At 38.9% G+C, this 21187-nt stretch carries 13 protein-coding genes; 1 reads left to right on the forward strand and 12 read right to left on the reverse strand.

Features of this window, described 5'->3' with window-relative positions; all coding sequences use genetic code 11:
- Positions 1–17: 17 nt before the first annotated feature.
- Both SVZ03_00805 and SVZ03_00810 read right to left on the reverse strand, forming a co-directional pair.
- Positions 18–3944: a hypothetical protein gene (locus SVZ03_00805; protein MDY6932742.1), complete on the reverse strand. Its 3927-nt coding sequence runs from the start codon at positions 3942–3944 to the stop codon at positions 18–20.
- A gap of 20 nt (positions 3945–3964) precedes the next feature.
- Positions 3965–7597 (reverse strand): hypothetical protein, encoded by a 3633-nt coding sequence (locus tag SVZ03_00810; protein ID MDY6932743.1) that lies wholly within the window; start codon positions 7595–7597, stop codon positions 3965–3967.
- 285 nt (positions 7598–7882) lie between these two features.
- Here SVZ03_00810 and SVZ03_00815 point away from each other — a divergent pair, with 285 nt between their 5' ends.
- Complete coding sequence (locus tag SVZ03_00815) at positions 7883–8353, forward strand: hypothetical protein (protein MDY6932744.1); 471 nt, start codon at positions 7883–7885, stop codon at positions 8351–8353.
- Positions 8354–8511: 158 nt separating this feature from the next.
- On the opposite strand, the gene dctP (SVZ03_00820) is transcribed toward SVZ03_00815, so the two are convergent.
- The 10 genes from dctP (SVZ03_00820) to SVZ03_00865 form a co-directional block, all read right to left on the reverse strand.
- Positions 8512–9582 carry a TRAP transporter substrate-binding protein DctP gene (gene dctP, locus SVZ03_00820; protein MDY6932745.1) on the reverse strand — a complete coding sequence of 357 codons (1071 nt, stop codon included), beginning with the start codon at positions 9580–9582 and terminating at the stop codon, positions 8512–8514.
- A 192-nt stretch (positions 9583–9774) separates the two neighbouring features.
- Complete coding sequence (dctP, locus tag SVZ03_00825; GenBank protein MDY6932746.1) at positions 9775–10851, reverse strand: TRAP transporter substrate-binding protein DctP; 1077 nt, start codon at positions 10849–10851, stop codon at positions 9775–9777.
- Positions 10852–11180: 329 nt separating this feature from the next.
- Complete coding sequence (locus SVZ03_00830; protein MDY6932747.1) at positions 11181–13667, reverse strand: pyruvate formate lyase family protein; 2487 nt, start codon at positions 13665–13667, stop codon at positions 11181–11183.
- Positions 13668–13957: 290 nt separating this feature from the next.
- Entirely contained in the window at positions 13958–15001 is a 1044-nt protein-coding gene (gene dctP, locus SVZ03_00835; protein MDY6932748.1) for a TRAP transporter substrate-binding protein DctP, read from the reverse strand.
- Positions 15002–15211: 210 nt separating this feature from the next.
- Positions 15212–15445, reverse strand: coding sequence for a hypothetical protein (locus tag SVZ03_00840; protein MDY6932749.1), 234 nt, complete (start codon positions 15443–15445; stop codon positions 15212–15214).
- A gap of 27 nt (positions 15446–15472) precedes the next feature.
- Positions 15473–16516, reverse strand: coding sequence for a TRAP transporter substrate-binding protein DctP (gene dctP / locus SVZ03_00845; GenBank protein ID MDY6932750.1), 1044 nt, complete (start codon positions 16514–16516; stop codon positions 15473–15475).
- A 208-nt stretch (positions 16517–16724) separates the two neighbouring features.
- Entirely contained in the window at positions 16725–19214 is a 2490-nt protein-coding gene (locus tag SVZ03_00850) for a pyruvate formate lyase family protein (protein ID MDY6932751.1), read from the reverse strand.
- A gap of 60 nt (positions 19215–19274) precedes the next feature.
- The gene (locus SVZ03_00855; protein ID MDY6932752.1) at positions 19275–19508 is read right to left on the reverse strand and encodes a hypothetical protein; all 234 of its coding nucleotides are present in this window, start codon (positions 19506–19508) and stop codon (positions 19275–19277) included.
- A 98-nt stretch (positions 19509–19606) separates the two neighbouring features.
- Complete coding sequence (gene dctP, locus SVZ03_00860; protein MDY6932753.1) at positions 19607–20647, reverse strand: TRAP transporter substrate-binding protein DctP; 1041 nt, start codon at positions 20645–20647, stop codon at positions 19607–19609.
- A gap of 217 nt (positions 20648–20864) precedes the next feature.
- A partial coding sequence (locus SVZ03_00865) for a glycine radical domain-containing protein (protein MDY6932754.1) occupies positions 20865–21187 on the reverse strand: 323 nt, incomplete at its 5' end.

Consider the following 21187-nt stretch of genomic DNA (forward strand, 5'->3'; position numbering starts at 1 on the left):
GGTGAACTAGGAAGATATTATTCCCAACCCCATTCATCCAATACATTCTCAAGGAGATTTGTGAGGTCAGTCCATAATGCATATCCAGGATCACTAATATCTACAAGATAATCATAGAGATCTGAAAAAACCTCCCTTCCAGGACGGTCGGTTTGAATTGAATTCAATAGGTCTTCGATCAACCCCCCTTCTTCCAATAACTCATCAGCAACCATGAAGAGGTTCGAGTAATGTCCGCTGAAAATTTGGAGAATTGTGGGAAGCTCATCTGTAACTATATCTATAATCTCATCTGGATATTCCCAAACCCATAGGTCTGGAGAAGCTTCATAATATTTGGCAAAGACTGAACCAAGCGTATGTCTTAGACCCATGATCTCAGTCTCAGTAGGATTAACTCCATTCATGAGCGTATCAGTAATAGCAGTGATATCATCCATAACATTATATGCGCTTCCATCTGCCATCATCTCACCAAGGGCGTTAAGAAGTCTATTAAAGTTATCCCAGTCATAACCCCTATAATCAGGATGCGCAGGTTCTCTATAATCCGGAAAAACAGCCAAACCCTTGCCAGATACATCAGATCCTATTAACTCATCAATAATGGTATCGAACATTATATCCTCGGGACGTATGCCATCATCCGCAAACATCCATGTAGGATAATCCAGATTTAAAATGTAATCCCTTGAGATAACATCCCCCCTTGTTGTTTTAATTGTGGAGATTATCTGCTCAAGGCCGTATAATATTCTTCTTCGCGCTCCCCAAGTGGTGTAATCATCTGAGTCTGCTCCAATTGGATCATCGTATCTGCTATCTCCAAGTTCTTTTAATGCTGATAGAATGCGTGTGAGCAGATTTGAATTTTGGAGCAATGAGATGAGTCCATCACACAACCTTGGCTCGCTCTCCGATAGCATGCTTAGTAGTGTTCGGTTTGCTTTTGGTTCATAGTATGTTACTATCTCTTCCAACCAATCAGCTTCAGGATCCTCATCAACTGTACATCCAGGTTTAAGAAAATAATGTTCCTCTACATTAAACCTCGGTTTCCAGCAATTGTGAGGAGTAGGGCCTGCATCCTTTTGGTAATAGATTAGTGGTTTTGCAAGAAGAGGGAAAAGGCCGTTTACTAGGGTTGTGAATGGATATTTCCCAGTTTCTCTGCTTGAATAACCGTGAAACTCGCCCAGAAGCGCGGTAAATATCATCAATAATGGATTTCTCTGATCCCAATATGGTCCTTCAATACCTGCATCAGCAGAGGATATTACATCCTCGCTAAAAAATCCCAAGATCTTCAGCGCATTTATGTTGCTTCCAATTATTTCAGGTACTACACGACCCTTACCTAAAACAGTATTGAAAAAGAGATCTGTATCTAGAACATCATTTAAACCATAGTGATTTATGAGCGTTATTATTAATTTCAAATTCATCCTAAACTCATTCCCGCCTAACATGAAGGTAACCCTAAAATCACCGGGTTTAGTAGAATCCTGATAGTTATCTATACCATTTATCTCCTTCTCCAAAACCCATCGGCCATTGCCATCTATTGAAGTCCCACCCCCTGTGCTGATGCTCTTTCTTAAATTGATAAGCCCTATCAGGCCTTTGGCTTCAAGCACAATATATGCAGCGGCATTTCCCTTCATCCTTACTAAACCGAGTATAGGATTATCCCATTTATCCAATGCTACTCGTAGAGGAAGCACCATTATCATCTTTTTATCATACAAAAGCCACTGGAAATTCTTATATATAGCCTCCTCATAGGTTTGGCATTCTCGATCTTCATTGGATACAGAGGTTCCAGGCACACTCTCACTTATAGTTAAACACCCAGCTTCTGTCCCATTCCAAAGTCCCATGGCCTTGTCAGAAGATCCATTATGATATGTACTATTATCGAGCGGGTAATATCTTGTAACAGGATCCCCCATATCAACCATATCATCAAGCTCTATTAGGTAGTGATCTGTATTCCATACTGATTTGTAGTTACAGTCATTATATACCCAATTATCAGAAACAGTTTTATCAATATTCGCGTAAACATCGCCGTTAGGGCTTTTATATGTATATATATTACCATTAACCGTAACATCCTCAGTTGAGTAGTAGGGACCTTCACCCTCATAGCAGGCCCTTGCTATCCATCCCATCATCCAATTAGCAGTTCTAAGGTCACCCAATCCATCAGCTGAGTAGGGCATAAAATCCCCTGTTGGATTTGTATTATTTACTCCACCATCAGGTGTTCCGATATCACCAATACACTGCCCCTGAAATATTGTTAGTACATCAACGTTAGGGTATAGATAGTAGTATCTTGGATCAGTTGTTAAATCTGAGGCTGTAAATGGATTTCGGTCTCTATGAACCATATCTGATCGATAATTATCTATGGCAAGGCCATAAGCATTCATCTCAACCCCAAAAAGCCCAACAAAATCACCCAGACTTATCCCTAACACACCAAGTAGTGTGTCTAAGAGCCCAAGGATTGACAATTTGCTTCCCAAAGCGCCGCTTATGGTATCCACATCAGCGGTTGTCATATTGAATAAGCCGTCGTTAAGGCTTAATTTGCCGTTGTTCGGGTATAGATGTCCCCTTCCATGGTTATCCCCAGCGTCGTCTGACTGTGGATTTTTGGGATCAGGGTCTGTTTGATAGCCCAAGGTTCCAGCAAAACTCATTAAAAAGATTAATTTTTCAAGCGATGATAGAGCAGAAGCATCGGGGTCTGAAAGTCGATCCCTCATCTTATCATCATATTTAATCATCTTATAAATGGCATCCTCTAAATTTAGTGATTCTAAATCAAGTTTCATCTTGTTAAAACCTTGTGCAAGAACCTCTATTGGGTAAGCATCACCATTGATTATGGAATCCTCTTTATCCCCCCTCATCAAAAGGGTTGAAAGTATCGGCATAATTTCTGAAAGGGTATTCCCTAATTCAACATTCACATATTCCTCTGCATTATCTCTATTATAATCATTATCTCCGCCATTGCTTTCATAAATATCTCCACCTACAGTAAAATAATCTTCAATTCTACATATCAAATCTCTCATCATATCATTGGGAACCTCTGCTGTTACCGCTTCTATATCGCTATTATTTGCATAATCCTTTATACCTGAAAGAAGCGCATCCATTCCCCTTGTAGAATTTCCGAGCATAGTATTGATATCATTCTCAAGATCAATATCTCCACGATTGATGCGAAGATTCCCAAGAGCATCCACCCACATATCCTCGTTCGCAGCAGCCAATAGTTTACCGAGTCCTTCAAAGACAAGATCCAAAACAGATCCTAAGTTTTGACCATTATTTTCAGCTAAAAATGATATAATATCATTCATCACATTGTCGAGGTCAGGACCAATATATGTATCCTCAATATAATCGAGTAGCTTTCTAATGATATTGATTACATTGTCAGTGATCCCAAATTCTTCAGACATAATTGACTCAAATAAAAGATAGAAATCATTTTCATAATCATTGGAATAATTTACATAGGGGAAAACAGGTTCCTGATCAATCTCATCCTGATGAATTATCCGATCTATGATGTACTGCAACCTTCCCATAATATCAGCTACAGGATGATCGCCATCTGGATCAAGCAAATATATTGCTTGAGCAAGGATATCCAATGTTTCATTGTCAGGATTGTCGCTTACAAATTCTTCCATGTTATCCACAAATCCATGTTCAAACTCGCTACCGAAGGCATCTGTAAGTTCAGAATAATTATCCTGAATCATATTATCAAAGGTATTATCCTCTTCAGAAATATCTGAATAACCTGAGTCCACATCAATATTCCCAAAGCTATTGATATCATCGCTGGAACAGTAAATATTGAATGACATAAACATTATTGATAGAATTAGTGTCCCCAAAAGTGATCGTATCATATCTCTACCTCCTTGCAAATTTAATTTGATAATAATTCGCCCAAGGCTTTAAAAGGATTTGATATATTCAATATATCATAATTATTAGAGCGCTCATTTTGCTGTTTGCCGGACAATATAGCAAAATCCTTCAGCAATTCTGCCAGGTCTCTCCATAGTGGTGAATCATATCGTGCAACGAGGTCTGTCCCAATAAATGCTGAGAGTTCGCTAAATACCTGTGATGAGGGATAAGGGGAATGAAGCGCTTTCAAAAAGTATTCCAGGAAGCCGTCATCATTCATCATAGCATTGCAAAGGGTGAATAGATTTGAATAGTGACCCTGAAAAACTTCCAGCAATTCAGGTAATTCCTTTGTAAGGATATCCATCAATTCTCCAGGATATTCCCAATCTCCCTTGCTGTTATTGTATATAGTAAATACTGATCCCATTGTATGGCAAAGACCCCTTATTTCCTCATGAGTAATGTCTACACCCCTAAAAATCTTATCGATTAATCCTATTATCTCTTCGGTTATGTTATAACTGCCAGTCGAAATTCCATTATCGCTTAGCATCTCAACAGGTGCCTCCATAATTTTATTAAAGGTATCCCAATCTTCAGGATTCGGACGATTATCAGGAAATACTGCGATTCCCTTTCCACTTGAGTCTGAACCTACCAGTTCCTCTATAAAGGTAGCTAATCTTAAATCCTCTTGACGCAATTCGTTATCATCAACATAGAACATCCAATCTGGATAACCTATATTCATATAACCTTTGGCAAGGGCTTCCCCCTTTGTGGTCTTGATTGTTGAAAAGACCTGTTCAAGCCCGTAGAAAACCTTCCTCCTCGCACCCCAGTTAGCAAAGTTGTTATCAAAGTTATCATCATATATCGATCCCTCAGGATCGTCAAATTCAGGATCTCCAAGCTTCATAATCACTGCCAGAAGGGATGTTATCAATCTGGTTTTGGATAGTAGAGGTATTATGCCGTCACATTTCTTATAGTCACTCTCTGAAAGTATAGTCAAAAGCGTAGGATTGTCCTTTGGCATATAATAGGTTTCAATATCCGCTTCAGGATCAAGATGAACCGCTGGCTTGAGATAATTGTGCCCGTCCTCTAATCTTGGTTTCCAACAGTTATAGGGATTATTACCGCTATCCTTCTGATAATAGACCATCGGCTTAGCAAGCAATAGGAGTAGACCATCGGTTAGTGTTTTGAGAGGATATCTCTCGTTGCGTGATGTATACTCATGCAATCCTCCGACTAAAGCCACAAGAATGGGAAGAATACCGTTCCTTTTTTCCCATACTAGTACATTATCCGGATCAGCATTATTCGAGGCCACCACCTCTTGAGTAAAGAATCCAAGATATTCGACAGGCGAAAGGTTGGCGGCAAACACATCAGGCATCACATTGCCATCACCAATAACCTCATTCATAATGAGGTCCATGTTTGCAACCCCTTCTGCTCCACCAAGGAGAATTGACATACGCGCATCGCCCAGTTCAGTAGAATTTCCATATCCTCCATTAACAAGCCACTGTCCATTGTTATCATTCTTTTTAGCCTTTGTGACTCCAATAATGCCATTTGCTTCCACCTTTAAATAAACGGCTGCCCTTCCAACCACATCCATGTCGATCCTCAAGGGTATCACAAAAACGAATTTCTTTTCAAATAAAAGCCACTGAAAATTCTTATAGATAGCCTCTACCCATGTGTCACATTCACGGTTGTCCTCCGATTTTATCATCTCATGAACGGTTATACATCCCGCCTCATCAGTATCTACAAGCTTTTTGTCATCTGAAAGATCTACAACATTGGGGGCATAATGACGAGTTGTACCAGAGAGCCCTTCCGGAAGCTGAATCAGATAATAGTCTGTATTCCACTCATCCTTATATTTGCAATTCTCTTCTTCTCCCTTGAAATAATAGGGGCCTTCTCCCTCCCAGCATGCACGGGCAATCCATCCCATTATCCATCTAGCAGTGTTGGACTCCTCAATCCCATCCTTACAGTAAGCCTTGAAGGAATTCCAATCAGAAGTTCCTGAACCACCATCTGGAGAACCTGCATCCCCAACCGTCTCGCCGCTCATTAATTGTAATGCTGGAAAGTTGGAATCCATAAAGAATTTTTTATCGCTTGTTTCATTCTCATTAAAAGCATCTGTACTTCTGTAAACATAATCTCCGTGTGGCCCACCAGGTGCAAAATGATCTAAGCATAGATTATATGCTCCTAACACATCGAGTATATAGCCGCTAGTTAAATTAAAAAGACAATCATTGAGTGTAAGGATTCCACCTGTGGACTCTCCATGACCATGACCATGATTTCCTTCTCCTGTATCTCCGCCATCCAGATATCCGAAATTACTAGCAGTTGTCAGAATAAAGATGAGTTGATCCAGATAGGAAACATTAGCCGCCATGGAATCAGTTAGTCTATCCCTTCCCTTGCCATCAACGCGTATCATTTTATAAAGCGTATCTTCAATATTAAGCGACTCCACATCAATATCAGCCCTTTTCAAATTTCTAGCAAGCAGTTCCAGAGGATAAACCCATTGCCCGTCATCGGTAATTATTGAATTAATTCTATCCCCCCTGATGAAAAGACTTGATAAAGCTGGAAAGAATTCCTTCACAGTATTCCCAAGCTCTGCATTTATATACACATCCCCATCCTGGTTGTAATCGTTATTTGATGAGCTATAAATATCTCCACCCTGGGTAAAATAATCCTCCATATTGCATAGGAGATGTTGTAGTATGACATTTAAACCTTTGTCCTCAACTGTTGAGCCAAGAAAGTTGCCAACTTGACGGAGTAGATTATATATATCATCCCTAACCGAGTTATTCTTCAGCACATTATATAATCCGGTCAGAAGTGACTCCATTCCCCTTGTTGCATTTCCAAGTCCTGTATCCTTTTCCCCAATTCCCATTATTTTACTGCGATCTGTTATCAGCCTATCTATGCTATCAAGCCACATATTTTCATTTGCCTGTAAGAATAGTTTTCCCATACCGTCGAATGTATGCTTTATAATGGTGTCAATAGACTCTCCTGCGTCCTCTCTTAGATAATTTGTCACATCTGCAATCATATCCTCAAGTTGATCGCCTTTATATCTGGCCTTAATATATCCAATCACCTTTTTCATTATTGCTACCAGATTATCCGAGAGTTCCAAATTGCTATCTGAGATGAGATCATAGAAACGAAAAAAATCGTTAGAATAATTGTTTGAGGAATCTTCATATTTTTTTACAGAGGTAAAATAGAGCTTATCCTGCTCTATTATTCTATCTACAATATTTCTTGAGTACGATATAAGATCAGTGACAGGGTGCCCTGGATTATTCATAAGATCATCAACGAGTGGAAGAATATCATTAGTCTCCTGAAGATTAGCATTAACCGCCATGGCGAGTAACGAGTTAAAACGACGCTGATCAACAGAGTTGAAGGCACTCCTTAATGCCGGATAATTATCCAAAATATTGAATAGCTTAAATTCAGGCTCAGGATCATTCTGTTGAAAATTGCTAATATCGTCATTTGAACATGAAATAGCAAAAATCAGCAATACTGTTAATGATGTTATCCTAAATAAACCTGTTAGACTTTTCATGTTATATGCCTCCTAATTAACAATTGGTTTAATATATTAGTAAATAACATTCAGTTTCACTCTCCTTAATGTTCTCCCTAACCATTGATTTAATTAAATTGCCAAAATCCTCTATGAGAAAAATACAATGTCAATATACTCAAACCATAAGAATATAATAAAATTGAGGGGGAGAGTCAAAATAAAGTTATATAAACATGAAAGAGTAGTTGTTGACATTATTAAGTAAGCGATTATACCTTACTAATAAAAGGGATAGTAATATATTGAATGGGATCGTATCATATGATAAAAACAATGACCATAGTAACTGTAATTATAATTATTTATAGTAATCCTCTTAAGGCTGGCGATAATAGGATTGGTGTTGGATTCTTGATTGGTAGTTTTAGCGGTTTGACGGGGAAGTTTTTTATAGATGAAGGCAATTCCATTGATGTTGGGATTGGAGACCCTTCAGATGAAGGGTATTATATATATGGGGATTATCTTTCGCATTTCAGCGAGATCTTTCCTATAAACAGACTCTTAAATTATTTGGGTGTTGGGGTGGGATTTCATCATTTTAAGAAGGATCATAAATGGAAGTTGGATGAGGAGGAGAATAGGCTTGAATTGAGAATTCCCTTTGGAATGGAGTATTTAACTCCTAAGATACCACTGGGGATTTTTATAGAATTAGTCCCAACACTTCGTTTTATACACGATATTGATTTCAACCTTAGGGGAGGACTGGGTATGCGTTATTACTTTTAACATTGGTGTGGATTGTACATTGATAAAAAAAATCTAAATTTGAGAACCTATTGTAATAGCAACCCTATAATCAGTTAATTCAAAATTTTTTTGATATTTGATCATAGATGTGAAGCTACTAAAATAGGATCTTGTAATATGCATCTATCAAGGTTGATTTATAGGTCCCAATATGATGACAACTGATCCTTGCCCTTCCTCGCATACTTTGAGCGGTATATCTTTAAATGTTTTACTATTTCGTCCAATAGTTCCTTTGGATACAGCTTGCCTGCCAGGTTATTCCACATCGGTTTCGTTTTCTTTTTCAAAAACTTGATTTCCTCATGGTTTAGTTTAACCTCTTTAACTCCATAATCTATCATCGCCTTAAGGCATTTCTTGTTATCAACATGAATTTTTTTGTTTAATTTCTTTTCAATTAGAGGTATTTCTTTATCAATAGCTCTCTTGTGCTTCTCAGGGAGTTTCTCCCATGCTTTTATTGCTAATACAAAAGAGGCAGGAGAATATCTAAAGGGATATGTGTTTACGTATTTTGTAATAGTATAGAGTTGAGATCCCATCCACCATAAGGGCGGCGAAATACAAGCGTTACATACACCAGTTCTTATAGAAGGAACGACCTCTGGAACACCAACTGGGATGGGACTCGCACCCAGTGCCTTTATTAACTCTGCCTCAAGCTTCCCAGCATGTGTTAAAAATCTGCACTTCCGAAAGTCATCAGGGGTTCTCATCTCATATTTCGTTGAATATATCTGGTCAAAATCCTGGTCTCCCCAAAATAACATTTTATAACCATTGTTTCTATAAATGTCGGTAAATCGTTTTATTAGCTTCTTCCTAATATATTCAATTTCATCATAATTATAAAACAGGAATGGAAGCTGCAGTACAGCCATCTCAGGACAGGCCATTAGAACGCCGCCTACTGATAATATACAACCATGAAGTTGGCCGATCCTCATTTTGGTTATATAATCTTCCTCATCTCCCATTACCCCACCCCAATACATATCTATAGTGACCTCGCCATTAGTAATTTCTTCAATTATCGTTAGTAAATGATTTTTTAAAAAGTCAGAATAACCAGCATCGGGCGCAATTGTTGCCATTTTCCATACATATTTTGCGTTCTTCTTAGCTATAGCTCCTGAAAATCCTATCACTCCAATAGAAAAACCCAATAATACTATAAATATAATATATAATCTAATTTTCTTCATAATTTTCCTCCAATTAATCCCTGCATATTTAGCACGTTCATCAATTCAGTACAATAATATATCACTTATATACTCGTCAGGTTATATTCTTCAAAGTGGAGAATGGAGTACTCTGTGTTACATGTGTTTATAAGTGACATGCTCTCCCAAATTCTCTAATTTAATCAGGTCATCATTATTCATAAGAGCGATCTATAACTCCCAATATGATAATCCTTGATCTTTGTCCTTCTTGGCATATTTTGAACGGTATATTTTTAAATGATACAATATCTCATCCAAGAGTTTTTTGGGATACAGCTTGCCAGCCAGTTTATCCCACATCGGTTTCGTTTTCTTCTTAATATATTCGATCTCCTCATTGTTCATTTTGACCTCTTTCACTCCATAATCTATCATCGCCTTAAGACATTTTCTATTGATCTCATGAATTTTTTTATTCAGGTTTTTTTCCAATTGAGGTAATTCCTTATTAATGGCATTCCTGTGCTTCTTAGGCAATGCATCCCATGATTTTATTGCAACAACTAGTGTAGCTGGTGAATATCTAAATGGATAGGCATTTACATACTTAGTTATTGTATATAGCTGTGATCCCAGCCACCATAGGGCAGGGGATATAGCCGTGTCACATACACCAGCCCGCACAGAAGGCACAACCTCAGGCACACCAACTGGTATTGGACTACCTCCAAGGGCTTTTATTAACTCCTGTTCCAGAAGACCGGCATGTGTTAAAAACCTGCATTTCCTGAATTCTTCAGCAGTTTTCATCTCATATTTTGTTGAATATATCTGGTCAAAATCCTGATCTCCCCAACCTATTAATTTGTAACCATTTTTCCTGTATATATCATTAAATCTTTTTCCCAACTTTTTTCTAATATAAGCAATTTCCGCATAATTATTAAAGAGGAATGGAAGTTGCAATACACCCATTTCTGGACAGGCCATAAGAACACCGCCCACTGATAATACACAACCATGAAGTTGGCCGATCCTCATTTTGGTAATATAATCCTCCTCATCTCCCATTATCCCTCCCCAATACATATCAACAGTAACCTCGTTGTTAGTAACCTTTTCGAATTTAGTTACTAATGAATCTCTCAAAAATTCTGAAAGGTAGGCTGCATCTGGCGCGACTGTTGCCATCTTCCATACATATTTTGCATTCTTCTTTTTCTTTGCCTCAGATAGTCCAATCATCCCACATAAAAGACACAATAGTATACAAATTGAAACATAAAATTTATTACTTCTTCTCATAAATATTCCTCCAAATATAATAAACTTGGAAATCCTTGATAAAACCAATTGGGGAGAAATAAATATTCACTATGCTTAATACAATAATCAATAATAATTATACTTCATATTAAACTAAGTTCGTTATTTACTCATGTAGTTATATATAAAATTTTTCATCCTAAATATATAAAATCCCCATTAGCCTTCATGATGGATGGTAAATTCCTATTTTGATTTCCTCTTCTCTCATAGCTTATAATTGTTCCTCCTTGTCTCCTCTCATAGAGGTGAGAGGAGACAAAAAGTTAAAAATAGTCAATTAAATAAATTGGGGAAAAATTGTTAAACTACATTTCCTGAACATTACGCGCTATTATCGCATCCTGTGTTATCTTATTCATCTCCACAAAATGTGCGCTATATCCAGCAATTCTTACCAGCAACTCGCTATACTTCTCTGGATCCTTTTGGGCAGCATATAGCGTCTCATTATCAACCATGTTAAACTGAACATGACCAATACCCAGTTCATGCCAGGTCTTCATATAATCCCGCCATAATCTGAAGCCCTTCTCCCCCTGCAACTGAGCTGGCGACAGCCTTTGATTTAAGAGCGTTGCCCTGCATGAACCAATATGATCCAGCTTACCTACAGATTTTAGCACTGCAGTTGGCCCCTTTTTATCTAGACCAGCGCCTGGAGAACATCCTCCATCATATATTGGATCTCCCATTCTTCGTCCGTTTGGCAGCGCACTAATCATTGAGGCCGCAGCTATATGAGTATTTACACTCTCAGGTAGGGTAGGCCATGGTGAACCATTGATATCACGCGCTGACCATGACATCTTGCCAAGATCATCATACATTTTCACCCATACCTGGTCTACATAATCATCATCATTTCCCCATTTAGGAGCTTTTACAAAGTCCATTCTCATATTTTCATAACCCACCCAATTTGCATCCAGCGCTGTTACTAATTCAGCCATTGTATACTTTTTCTCATCATACACGAGCTTCTTTACTGCAGCCAGGCAATCACCGGTGTCACCAAAAGCAAAAAGTGTAAACCATAAACTACTCCTTTCCTTGCATCTAGCGCTATTATCACCGGACTCTATACATCGCTCATATAGAGATGAGGTCATGGGTTTAGGAAATAATTTAGCCTCTGTCTCCCTGTTTTTATGCTCCATTGTTGTGGCAGTCTTAAAACCGAACTTCATCTGCTCATACCAGGCATTATAGAAATCATCAAAGGTCTCAAAAGTGGCTGGATTACCTGTCTTGATGCCAGTCTGCATCCCAGTCATGGGATCTAGTCCATCATGGAGAGCCAGAACTATGCCCATGGATCCACCACCGATTGCAGCTGATGGGTATCTTAAGGCTGGGGCTCCCATTTTCGTATCAGGAGCTGGTGCCATGCAAGCCTGATGAACCCAACGCCTTGCCTCCTTCAACGGATGGCCGAACCACTGCATAATATTTGGAATCAATACATCATCATTCCTTAAGGACGGATAACCCAGACCATGACGGATACAATCAAATACCCTTTTAAGCGTTTCTGTTCGGGCCTGAGAGTGATATCGAAAACTAAAGGTGGGATCGCTCACCCTGCTTATCATGGCTGCATCAAGATAACAGTCAGTTAAATCGTTGCATGCATCATGTCCTTTCTCATCAACTCCTCCAATAGTCCATACATAGGGGCCCGGACTTCCTTGTAGAACTTCACGACCAGCCCTGAGCCATGATTTTCCAATAGAATAAGCAGTAATCATCCACTCAGAGCAATAATCTATTACATCTTCCCTTGATAGGTTTTTTTCCTCAAGAACATCCTTTTTGTAGAATTCCCAATGCCAGAAATCTTGTCTCCATGGCCATGCAGCATTATGCCACTCTAATCTGTAGGCTATCTGCACAAAGTGATCAAATTGGATTGCCTCCCATATATGCTCTGGTGGTTGTGCGGGTACCTTGTCGCATGTTTCGCTTATCTGTAGAAGTTCCTGTCTTCTATCAGGATCAGTCTCAAAATTATCTGCGATTACTTTAGCCAATTGACTAAATCTCCTTGCATATCTGATCGTAGCCTCCAGACATATCTTCATAGCTCTCCAGTTACTCATCTTCTCCATATATGAAGTCTGTTCCTCTGCGGTGCTAGCCTCACGAACTGCCTTCTCAGCTTCAGCCATATTTTCATCAATGCTTGCTATTATTGAATCAAATCCTTGATACATCCAATCAGGTTGCGGTGTGACATAATCAAATCCCATCATATCTCTTCCAGGTTGAACAAAACTCGGTGTCAGCGCGATTACCTTTTCTCTACGATTAAAATATTGCTTACATATATCCTCATAAGTTCTACCCTTCCAGAACTCGACCATCTCTTTAACCTCTTCCAGATCCTCCTCATCAATAATGTCTGTTCTATCATTATATAAATCATCATTTATCATAGTCGAGGCTGTGGGTATCCAGGTGACGAGATGTGGAGCGCCGCCGGGATAACCCTGAATCCGTGAATGATCAGTAATAAAAATGGGCATATTATCTAGCACAGAAGCCAGTGCTCTAGCTCTAGTCAGCATAGCTGGTTCTGAGGGAGGTGCCTCTTTAAATATCTTTGTTTGCCAACGAATATTATCAAGGCATAATTTAATCCCAGGTAGCCATGCTGATCCTTTGGTCGCCTTAGACCATACTGCTTTTCTGAGATAATTAATCCTTGGTGATCTTTTTTTCTCCGCCCACCACCAATATTCACGAGCATCATATAATTCTTTTTCACTCTTCTCTTGTACTTCAGTTGACATATCTTCCTCCATAAATGAATTAATTATATTTTATTATTATGGTAATAAGATTTTCTTATATCATATTAAAACCTTGCTTTTCTTTATATCTACTATTCATACTAATAGCCAAATTATAATGATTACGGCCATGCGCCATATCTTGGCATCTCTATCACCTCCTTCTATGTTTATAAAAAATTTACATCCATGATTATTGATATTTTTAATAATTATTATATTTGTTTAAAATATGCAAAAAACCTTGTTATTACATGCAGATAAATAAAGAAATACCATTATCCGTAATCTTAACCCTTCTTAGTATGTTTGTCTCGATATATCCTTAAATGATATTTTATCTCCTCCAAAAGTTTCTTTGGATACAATTTACCTGCCAAATTATCCCACATAGGCTTAGTCCTCTCCCTAAAAACATCAATCTCCTCAGGAGTCATCTTTACCTCGATTAGTCCATAATTTATCATCGCCCTGAGACAATCTCTATTCATTTTGTGTGCCATATTGTTCATGAATTTCTCTAGTCTTGGTAGTTCTCTATCAATAGCCACCCTATACTTATCCGGAAGCCTGCTCCATGCTTTATTTGAAACTACTAAAGTAGCTGGTGAATATCTAAATGGATAGGGGTTTACATATTTTGTCATTGTATAGAGCTGGGAACCCATCCACCACAATGCTGGAGAGATAACCGAATTGCAAACACCTGCCCTAAAAGAGGGCACAACCTCAGGCACACCCACCGGTATGGGACTGCCTCCAAGGGCTTTAATTAACTCAATCTCAATTGTACCAGCATGTGTTAAAAATCTGCTCCTTTTAAAATCTTCAGGTTTTCTCATCTCATACTTCGTTGAATATATCTGATCAAAATCCTGATCTATCCATATCAACATCTTCAAACCGCTGTTCTTATAAATTTCAACAAATCTTGAGTACAACTTTCTCCTAATATACTCAACCTCATTATAATTATTAAATAGAAAGGGAAGTTGTACAACACCCATCTCAGGGCAGGCCATTAATACACCACCAACTGATAGAGAACATCCTTGAAGTTGATCAATTCTCATCTTTGTAATGTAATCCTCCTCATCCCCCATAATACCGCCCCAGTAAATATCCATAGTAAGTTCGCCATTAGTCGCTTTTTCGAAGCATGCAATTAAATCATTTTTCATATATTCTGAAAGAAAAGCCGCATCTGGCATAACTGTACCAAATTTCCATAAATACTTTGTCTTCTTCCTCGCTATAACATCAGTTAAATCTATAGATCCAATGATGAAACATAAAATAACAATATCTATAATAATAATTTTCCCCCTCTTCATATCGCATACCTCCTGTATTTATTTATAAATGATCAATCATAATAGAGGGCAATAGGGAGGGGACAATAGGGGAATAGAAATATCTGCTGTACCTAATGAGGTAATATATCTCATCAAATAGATAATAATTTATTTATTGAAAACCTTGAATTTTTCTTCCTCAATATCCAACTCCCAGCCCTCAATCAAGAAATTGATCATAAGCGATATTTACTTTTCATCAAATCCCCGTCCCATGCGCAGATTCGGGCTATTAGTAAATTCGGTTACATTAGTCCTTATTCGTTCCTGTTCTTCAAATTTAGGACAGTCTTCAATATCTGCATACATGTTAACCTCCTTACCAAGCCCATCCTCATCTAAAATCCCCTTGCACATTCCAATACTAGCAGCTGAATTTGCCACTTGGGGTATAAAATTTGTACAATCACCACATCTTGGCATCTTAAAACCTCCTTATACAATTAATTACTATCCCTTCTTAGCATGCGTTGAGCGATATATATTTAAATGATATAAAATCTCATCCAAAAGTTCTTTGGGATATAATTTGCCAGCTAAATTACTCCATAAAGGCATTGTCCTCTTCTTAAAATCCTCGATCTCTTCAGGTGTCATTTTTACCTCCCTAACACCATAATCAATCATCGCTTTAAGACACTTTCTGTTAATATCATGCGCTTCTTTATTTGCAATCTTCTCCAAATCTGGTAATATTTTATTAATAGACTTTCTATGCTTCTTGGGCAGTTTCACCCATACCTTAGATGAAATTACCAATGTCGCAGGAGAATACCTAAATGGATATGGATTTACATATTTAGTTATTGTATAGAGTTGAGTGCCCATCCACCACAAAGCCGGAGATATAGCCACATTACAAACACCAGCTCTCATTGATGGAACAACCTCAGGCACTCCTACTGGTATTGGACTCGCACCAAGCGCCTTTATTAACTCTTGTTCAAGAAGACCAGCATGAGTTAAAAACCTACACTTCTTAAATTCATCAGCTTTTTTCATCTCATATTTCGTTGAATATATCTGATCAAAATCCTGATCAATCCAGGCGACTAATTTATACCCATTTTTCTTATATATGTTGTTAAATCTCTTACCCAACTTTTTCCTTATATAATCCACTTCCTTATAATTATTAAAGAGGAAAGGAAGCTGCAGCACACCCATCTCAGGACAGGCCATTAGGACACCACCTACTGATAATATACATCCCTGTAGCTGCCCGATTCTCATCTTTGTAATATAATCTTCCTCATCCCCCATTATTCCTCCCCAGTACATATCAATAGTAACCTCTCCATTGGTTACCTTTTCAAAGCGATCAACCAAATATTTTCTCATTAAATCAGAAAGATATGCTGCATCAGGCGCAACCGTCGCCATTTTTAGCAGATACTTTGGCTTTTTTTTTGCTAAAGCGCCCTGGAATCCAATCAATGAAATAGTGAATCCCAATAAAACCAGATATGTAATACAAAATCTACTTTTCTTCATACAATCCCCTCCAATTGTTCCCTTCTGTATTGTGTAGCTATAATATATGATTGTATTTCTGTCTTATGCATTCATACATCTGTTTTAGATATATAATGTGCAACTAAAGATTATACTCAAGATTAAGAAGAGTACCCTTTGGTTTCCCTATTGTTTTAGTCTTTCCCTATCTACTAAATACAAGGAAGAGAGGGAAATTTTTATAAAGCTACATCTCCTGAACATTGCGGGCTATTATTGCATCCTGTGTCATCTTATTCATCTCAACAAAATGCGCGCTATATCCGGCAATCCTAACCAGCAACTCGCTATACTTCTCAGGATCCTTCTGGGCAGCGTATAGCGTCTCATTGTCAACCATATTAAATTGAACATGACCAATGCCCAATTCATGCCAGGTTTTTATGTAATCCCGCCATAACCTGAATCCCTTCTCCCCTTGTAGCTGGGAAGGTGATAGCCTTTGATTCAAGAGCGTGGCTCTGCATGAGCCAATATGATCCAGCTTGCCTACAGATTTCAGCACAGCAGTAGGTCCCTTCTTATCAAGACCAGGACCAGGTGAGCATCCGCCATCATATATTGGATCCCCCAATCTTCTTCCGTTGGGTAAGGCTCCGATCTGATTGGCAAGGGCTATATGAGTGTTAACACTCTCAGGCAGGGTTGGCCATGGAGAGCCACAGATATCCCGCACAGACCATGACATTTTTCCTAGGTCCTCATACATCCTAACCCATATCTGATCCACATAGTCATCATCATTGCCCCACTTTGGCGCTTTTACAAAGTCCATCCTCATATCCTCATAACCAACCCAGTTCGCTTGTAATGCTGCTTTTAACTCACCCATGGTATACTTCTTTTCTTCATATACAAGCTTCTTAACCGCTGCTAAAGAGTCACCAGTATCCCCAAAGGCAAAGAGGGTAAACCATAAACTACTCCGTTCCTTAGATCGTGCGCTATTCTCGCCTGTCTCTATACAGCGTTCATAAAGGGATGATGTCATCGGTTTTGGATAATATTTTGCTTCTACCTCCCTATTCTTATGCTCCAACGTTGTGGATCTCTTAAAACCCGTTTTAAGTTGCTCATACCATGCATTATAAAAATCATCAAAGGTATCATATTTATCGCAATCCCCTGTCTTAGCGCCTATCTGCATCCCAGTGACAACATCAATACCATCAAAAATTGCTAAAGATACTGCCTTGGATCCTGCTGGTAAGGAGGCTTGGGGATATCTTAATGCCGGCGCCCCCATCTTTGTATCCGGAGCAGGAGCCATGCAGGCCTGATGTACCCAACGTCTAGCATCCCTTAATGGATGACCAAACCATTGTATGAGATTTGGGATAAGCACATCATCATTTCTTATGGATGGATAACCCAGTCCATGACGAATACAATCAAACACCTTTCTTAGGGTTTCTATACGGGCCTTAGAGTGATATCGAAAACTAAAGGTGGGATCGCTTACCCTGCTTATCATGGCTGCGTCAAGATAACAATCTGTGAGATCGTTGCACGCATCATGCCCCTCCTCATCCATTCCACCGATAGTCCATACGTAAGGCCCCGGACTACCCTGCAAAACCTCTCTGCCCACCCTGAGCCATGACTTGCCTATCGTATAACCAGCGATCATCCATTCAGCGCAATATTCAACCACCTCATCCCTTGTAAGGTTCTTTTCCTGAATCACGTCCTTCTGGTAAAAGGGCCAGTGCCAATAGTCCTGACGCCATGGCCATGCAGCGTTATGCCACTCTAACCTGTAGGCTATCTGCACAAAATGATCAAACTGTATGGCCTCCCATATGTGCTCCGGCGGACGTGCAGGCACCTTCTCGCAAGTCTCGCTTATACGTAGGAGTTCCTGCCTTCTGTCCGGATCCGTTTCAAAGTTATCCGCTATTATCTTAGCCAATTGGCTAAACCGCCTGGCGTACCTTATCGTTGCCTCCAGACAAATCTTCATTGCTCTCCAATTAGTTATCTTTTCCATATATGAGATCTGTTCCTCTGCGGTGCTTGCTTCACGCACCGCTTTCTCCGCATCAGACATCTTCTCATCAATTGACTCTATTATTGAGTCAAAACCCTGATACATCCACTCAGGTTGAGGGGTTACATAGTCAAAAGCAGAAATGTCTCTTCCACCACCCCCGAAATCTGCCGCCATACGGGACATTACTTTTTCCTTACGGCTAAAATTTTGTAAACATACATCCTCGTAGGTCCTTCCCTTCCAGAACTCCACCATCTCTTTCGCTTCCTCAATATCCTCATCATCAATAATATCAGTTCTATCGTTTATTAGATCATCATTGATCATTGATGAGGCTGTTGGTATCCAGGTAATAAGATGTGGAGCGCCTCCTGGATATCCCTGAATCCTTGAATAATCTGTGATAAAAATGGGCATATTGTCTAAGACTTCAGCCAAGGCTCTTGCTCTGGCTAGCATCATAGGTTCTGATGGAGGTGCCTCTTTGAATATCTTAGTATGGTAACGGATGTTATCAAGACATAACTTGACTCCCGGCAGCCATGCAGAACCCTTGGTCGCTTTAGACCAGACAGCTTTTCTCAAATAGTTGAGCCTTGGGGATCTCTTCTTCTCAGCCCACCACCAGTATTCTCGGGCATCGTAAAGTTCTTTCTCGCTCTTCTCCTTTACACTCTGTACCATGCTCATACCTCCCCTTTTTATTTCTATCTCAAAATACGATATTGCTGATTACACTAAAACTTACTTTTCATCAAACCCCCTAGCCATACGTAGATTTTGACTGGTACCAAATTCAGAAACATTAGTCCTTATTCGGTCCTGCTCCTCAAATTTGGGACATCCATCAGTGTCTGCATATAGGTTAACCTCTTTACCCAATCCATCCTCATCTAAAATCCCTTTACACATTCCCATACTAGCTGCAGAATTTAGCAGTGGGGGAATAAAATTTCTACAATCACCACATCTTGCCATTTCCCTACCTCCTTCAATGTTATCTTAAATAAATTATTTAATACTAATAACTCCATTGTATTGTTGCTTTATACAAGATTATATTGCATTTATATATTTTATCCCTTAGTAACATGCCTAGCGCGATATATCCTTAAATGATATACTATCTCATCCAAAAGCTTCCTTGGGTATAATTTACCAGCTAACTTATCCCATAAAGGCATTGTCCTTTTTCTGAATTCCTCAATCTCCTCTGAAGTCAACTTGACCTCCTTTATCCCATAATCTATCATTGCTCTTAGACACTTTTTGTTCATATCTTTCATCATATCGTTGAACTTTTTCCCCATCATTGGCAATTCTCTATTAACAGCCTTCCTGTGTTTTGCAGGGAGACTCTTCCAAGCCTTCATTGATACTACCATTGAGGCCGGGGAATATCTTAAAGGGTATGTATTAACATATTTTGTTATTGTATAGAGTTGAGCTCCCATCCACCAGACAGCAGGAGAAATACAAGCATTACATACACCGGTTCTCATTGAAGGAACAACCTCTGGCACACCTACAGGTATTGGACTTGCTCCAAGCGCCTTAATTAACTCCTCCTCAAGTTTGCCAGCATGTGTTAAAAATCTACACTTCTTAAAGTCCTCATGATTCCTCATCTCAAATCTTGTTGAATATATCTGATCAAAATCCTGATCAAACCATACTAACATTTTGTAACCATTTTTTTTATAAATATCAGTAAATAATGTTCCCAATTTATTCCTAATATAACCGACCTCCTCAAAATCATTAAACAGAAAAGGAAGTTGCAGTACACCCATCTCAGGGCAAGCCATAAGAACACCACCCACTGATAAACCTGCAGCCTGAAGTTGATCAATCCTCATCTTGGCTATATAATCCTCCTCATCTCCCATTGTGCCGCCCCAATATAGATCCATCGTGAGTTCACCATTAGTCACCCTCTCTATGCTAGCTAATATTTCATCTCTAAAATATTCCGAAGCAAAAGCTGCATCTGGCATGACTAACCCCATTTTCCATACATATTTTGCATCCTTTTTCGCAATAGCATTAGTGAGTAGTATTACACTTACAAAGAAGCTTAATAAAACAAAGACTGAAATATATATATTCCTCCTCATCTTAGAACATACCTCCCAATTGTATATATTTCTATTATAGATCAATACTTCACAATATAACTTATCTCCTGTACTACGTAATTCCACTTTACTAATATCCAGTCCCAAGATAATAAAAGAGTTAATGCCTTCATATGTTTCCTCTTCCCTCAGGGGTAGAGGAAACATATGTATAATTAATGGTTATAAAATGGGATAGGAGATAAGTTATTGTAGGCTACATCTCCTGAACATTGCGGGCTATTATCGCATCCTGTGTCATCTTATTCATCTCAACAAAATGCGCGCTATATCCGGCAATCCTAACCAGCAATTCGCTATATTTCTCAGGATCCTTCTGGGCAGCGTATAGCGTCTCATTATCAACCATATTAAACTGCACATGACCAATGCCCAATTCATGCCAGGTCTTCATGTAGTCTCTCCATAACCTGAAACCCTTCTCTCCCTGCAGTTGAGCTGGAGAAAGCCTCTGGTTCAATAGTGTCGCCCTGCATGAACCAACATGATCCAATTTGCCAACAGATTTTAATACAGCAG

The sequence above is a fragment of the Spirochaetota bacterium genome (assembly GCA_034190085.1).
Classification (GTDB): domain Bacteria; phylum Spirochaetota; class UBA4802; order UBA4802; family JAFGDQ01; genus JAXHTS01.

What these genes read in the sequence shown, in the direction of transcription:
- SVZ03_00805 (MDY6932742.1), bottom strand. Translation starts at nt 3,944, where the DNA reads ATGATACGATCACTTTTGGGGACACTAATTCTATCAATAATGTTTATG.
- SVZ03_00810 (MDY6932743.1), bottom strand. Translation starts at nt 7,597, where the DNA reads ATGAAAAGTCTAACAGGTTTATTTAGGATAACATCATTAACAGTATTG.
- SVZ03_00815 (MDY6932744.1), top strand. Translation starts at nt 7,883, where the DNA reads ATGATAAAAACAATGACCATAGTAACTGTAATTATAATTATTTATAGT.
- dctP (MDY6932745.1), bottom strand. Translation starts at nt 9,582, where the DNA reads ATGAAGAAAATTAGATTATATATTATATTTATAGTATTATTGGGTTTT.
- dctP (MDY6932746.1), bottom strand. Translation starts at nt 10,851, where the DNA reads ATGAGAAGAAGTAATAAATTTTATGTTTCAATTTGTATACTATTGTGT.
- SVZ03_00830 (MDY6932747.1), bottom strand. Translation starts at nt 13,667, where the DNA reads ATGTCAACTGAAGTACAAGAGAAGAGTGAAAAAGAATTATATGATGCT.
- dctP (MDY6932748.1), bottom strand. Translation starts at nt 15,001, where the DNA reads ATGAAGAGGGGGAAAATTATTATTATAGATATTGTTATTTTATGTTTC.
- SVZ03_00840 (MDY6932749.1), bottom strand. Translation starts at nt 15,445, where the DNA reads ATGCCAAGATGTGGTGATTGTACAAATTTTATACCCCAAGTGGCAAAT.
- dctP (MDY6932750.1), bottom strand. Translation starts at nt 16,516, where the DNA reads ATGAAGAAAAGTAGATTTTGTATTACATATCTGGTTTTATTGGGATTC.
- SVZ03_00850 (MDY6932751.1), bottom strand. Translation starts at nt 19,214, where the DNA reads ATGGTACAGAGTGTAAAGGAGAAGAGCGAGAAAGAACTTTACGATGCC.
- SVZ03_00855 (MDY6932752.1), bottom strand. Translation starts at nt 19,508, where the DNA reads ATGGCAAGATGTGGTGATTGTAGAAATTTTATTCCCCCACTGCTAAAT.
- dctP (MDY6932753.1), bottom strand. Translation starts at nt 20,647, where the DNA reads ATGAGGAGGAATATATATATTTCAGTCTTTGTTTTATTAAGCTTCTTT.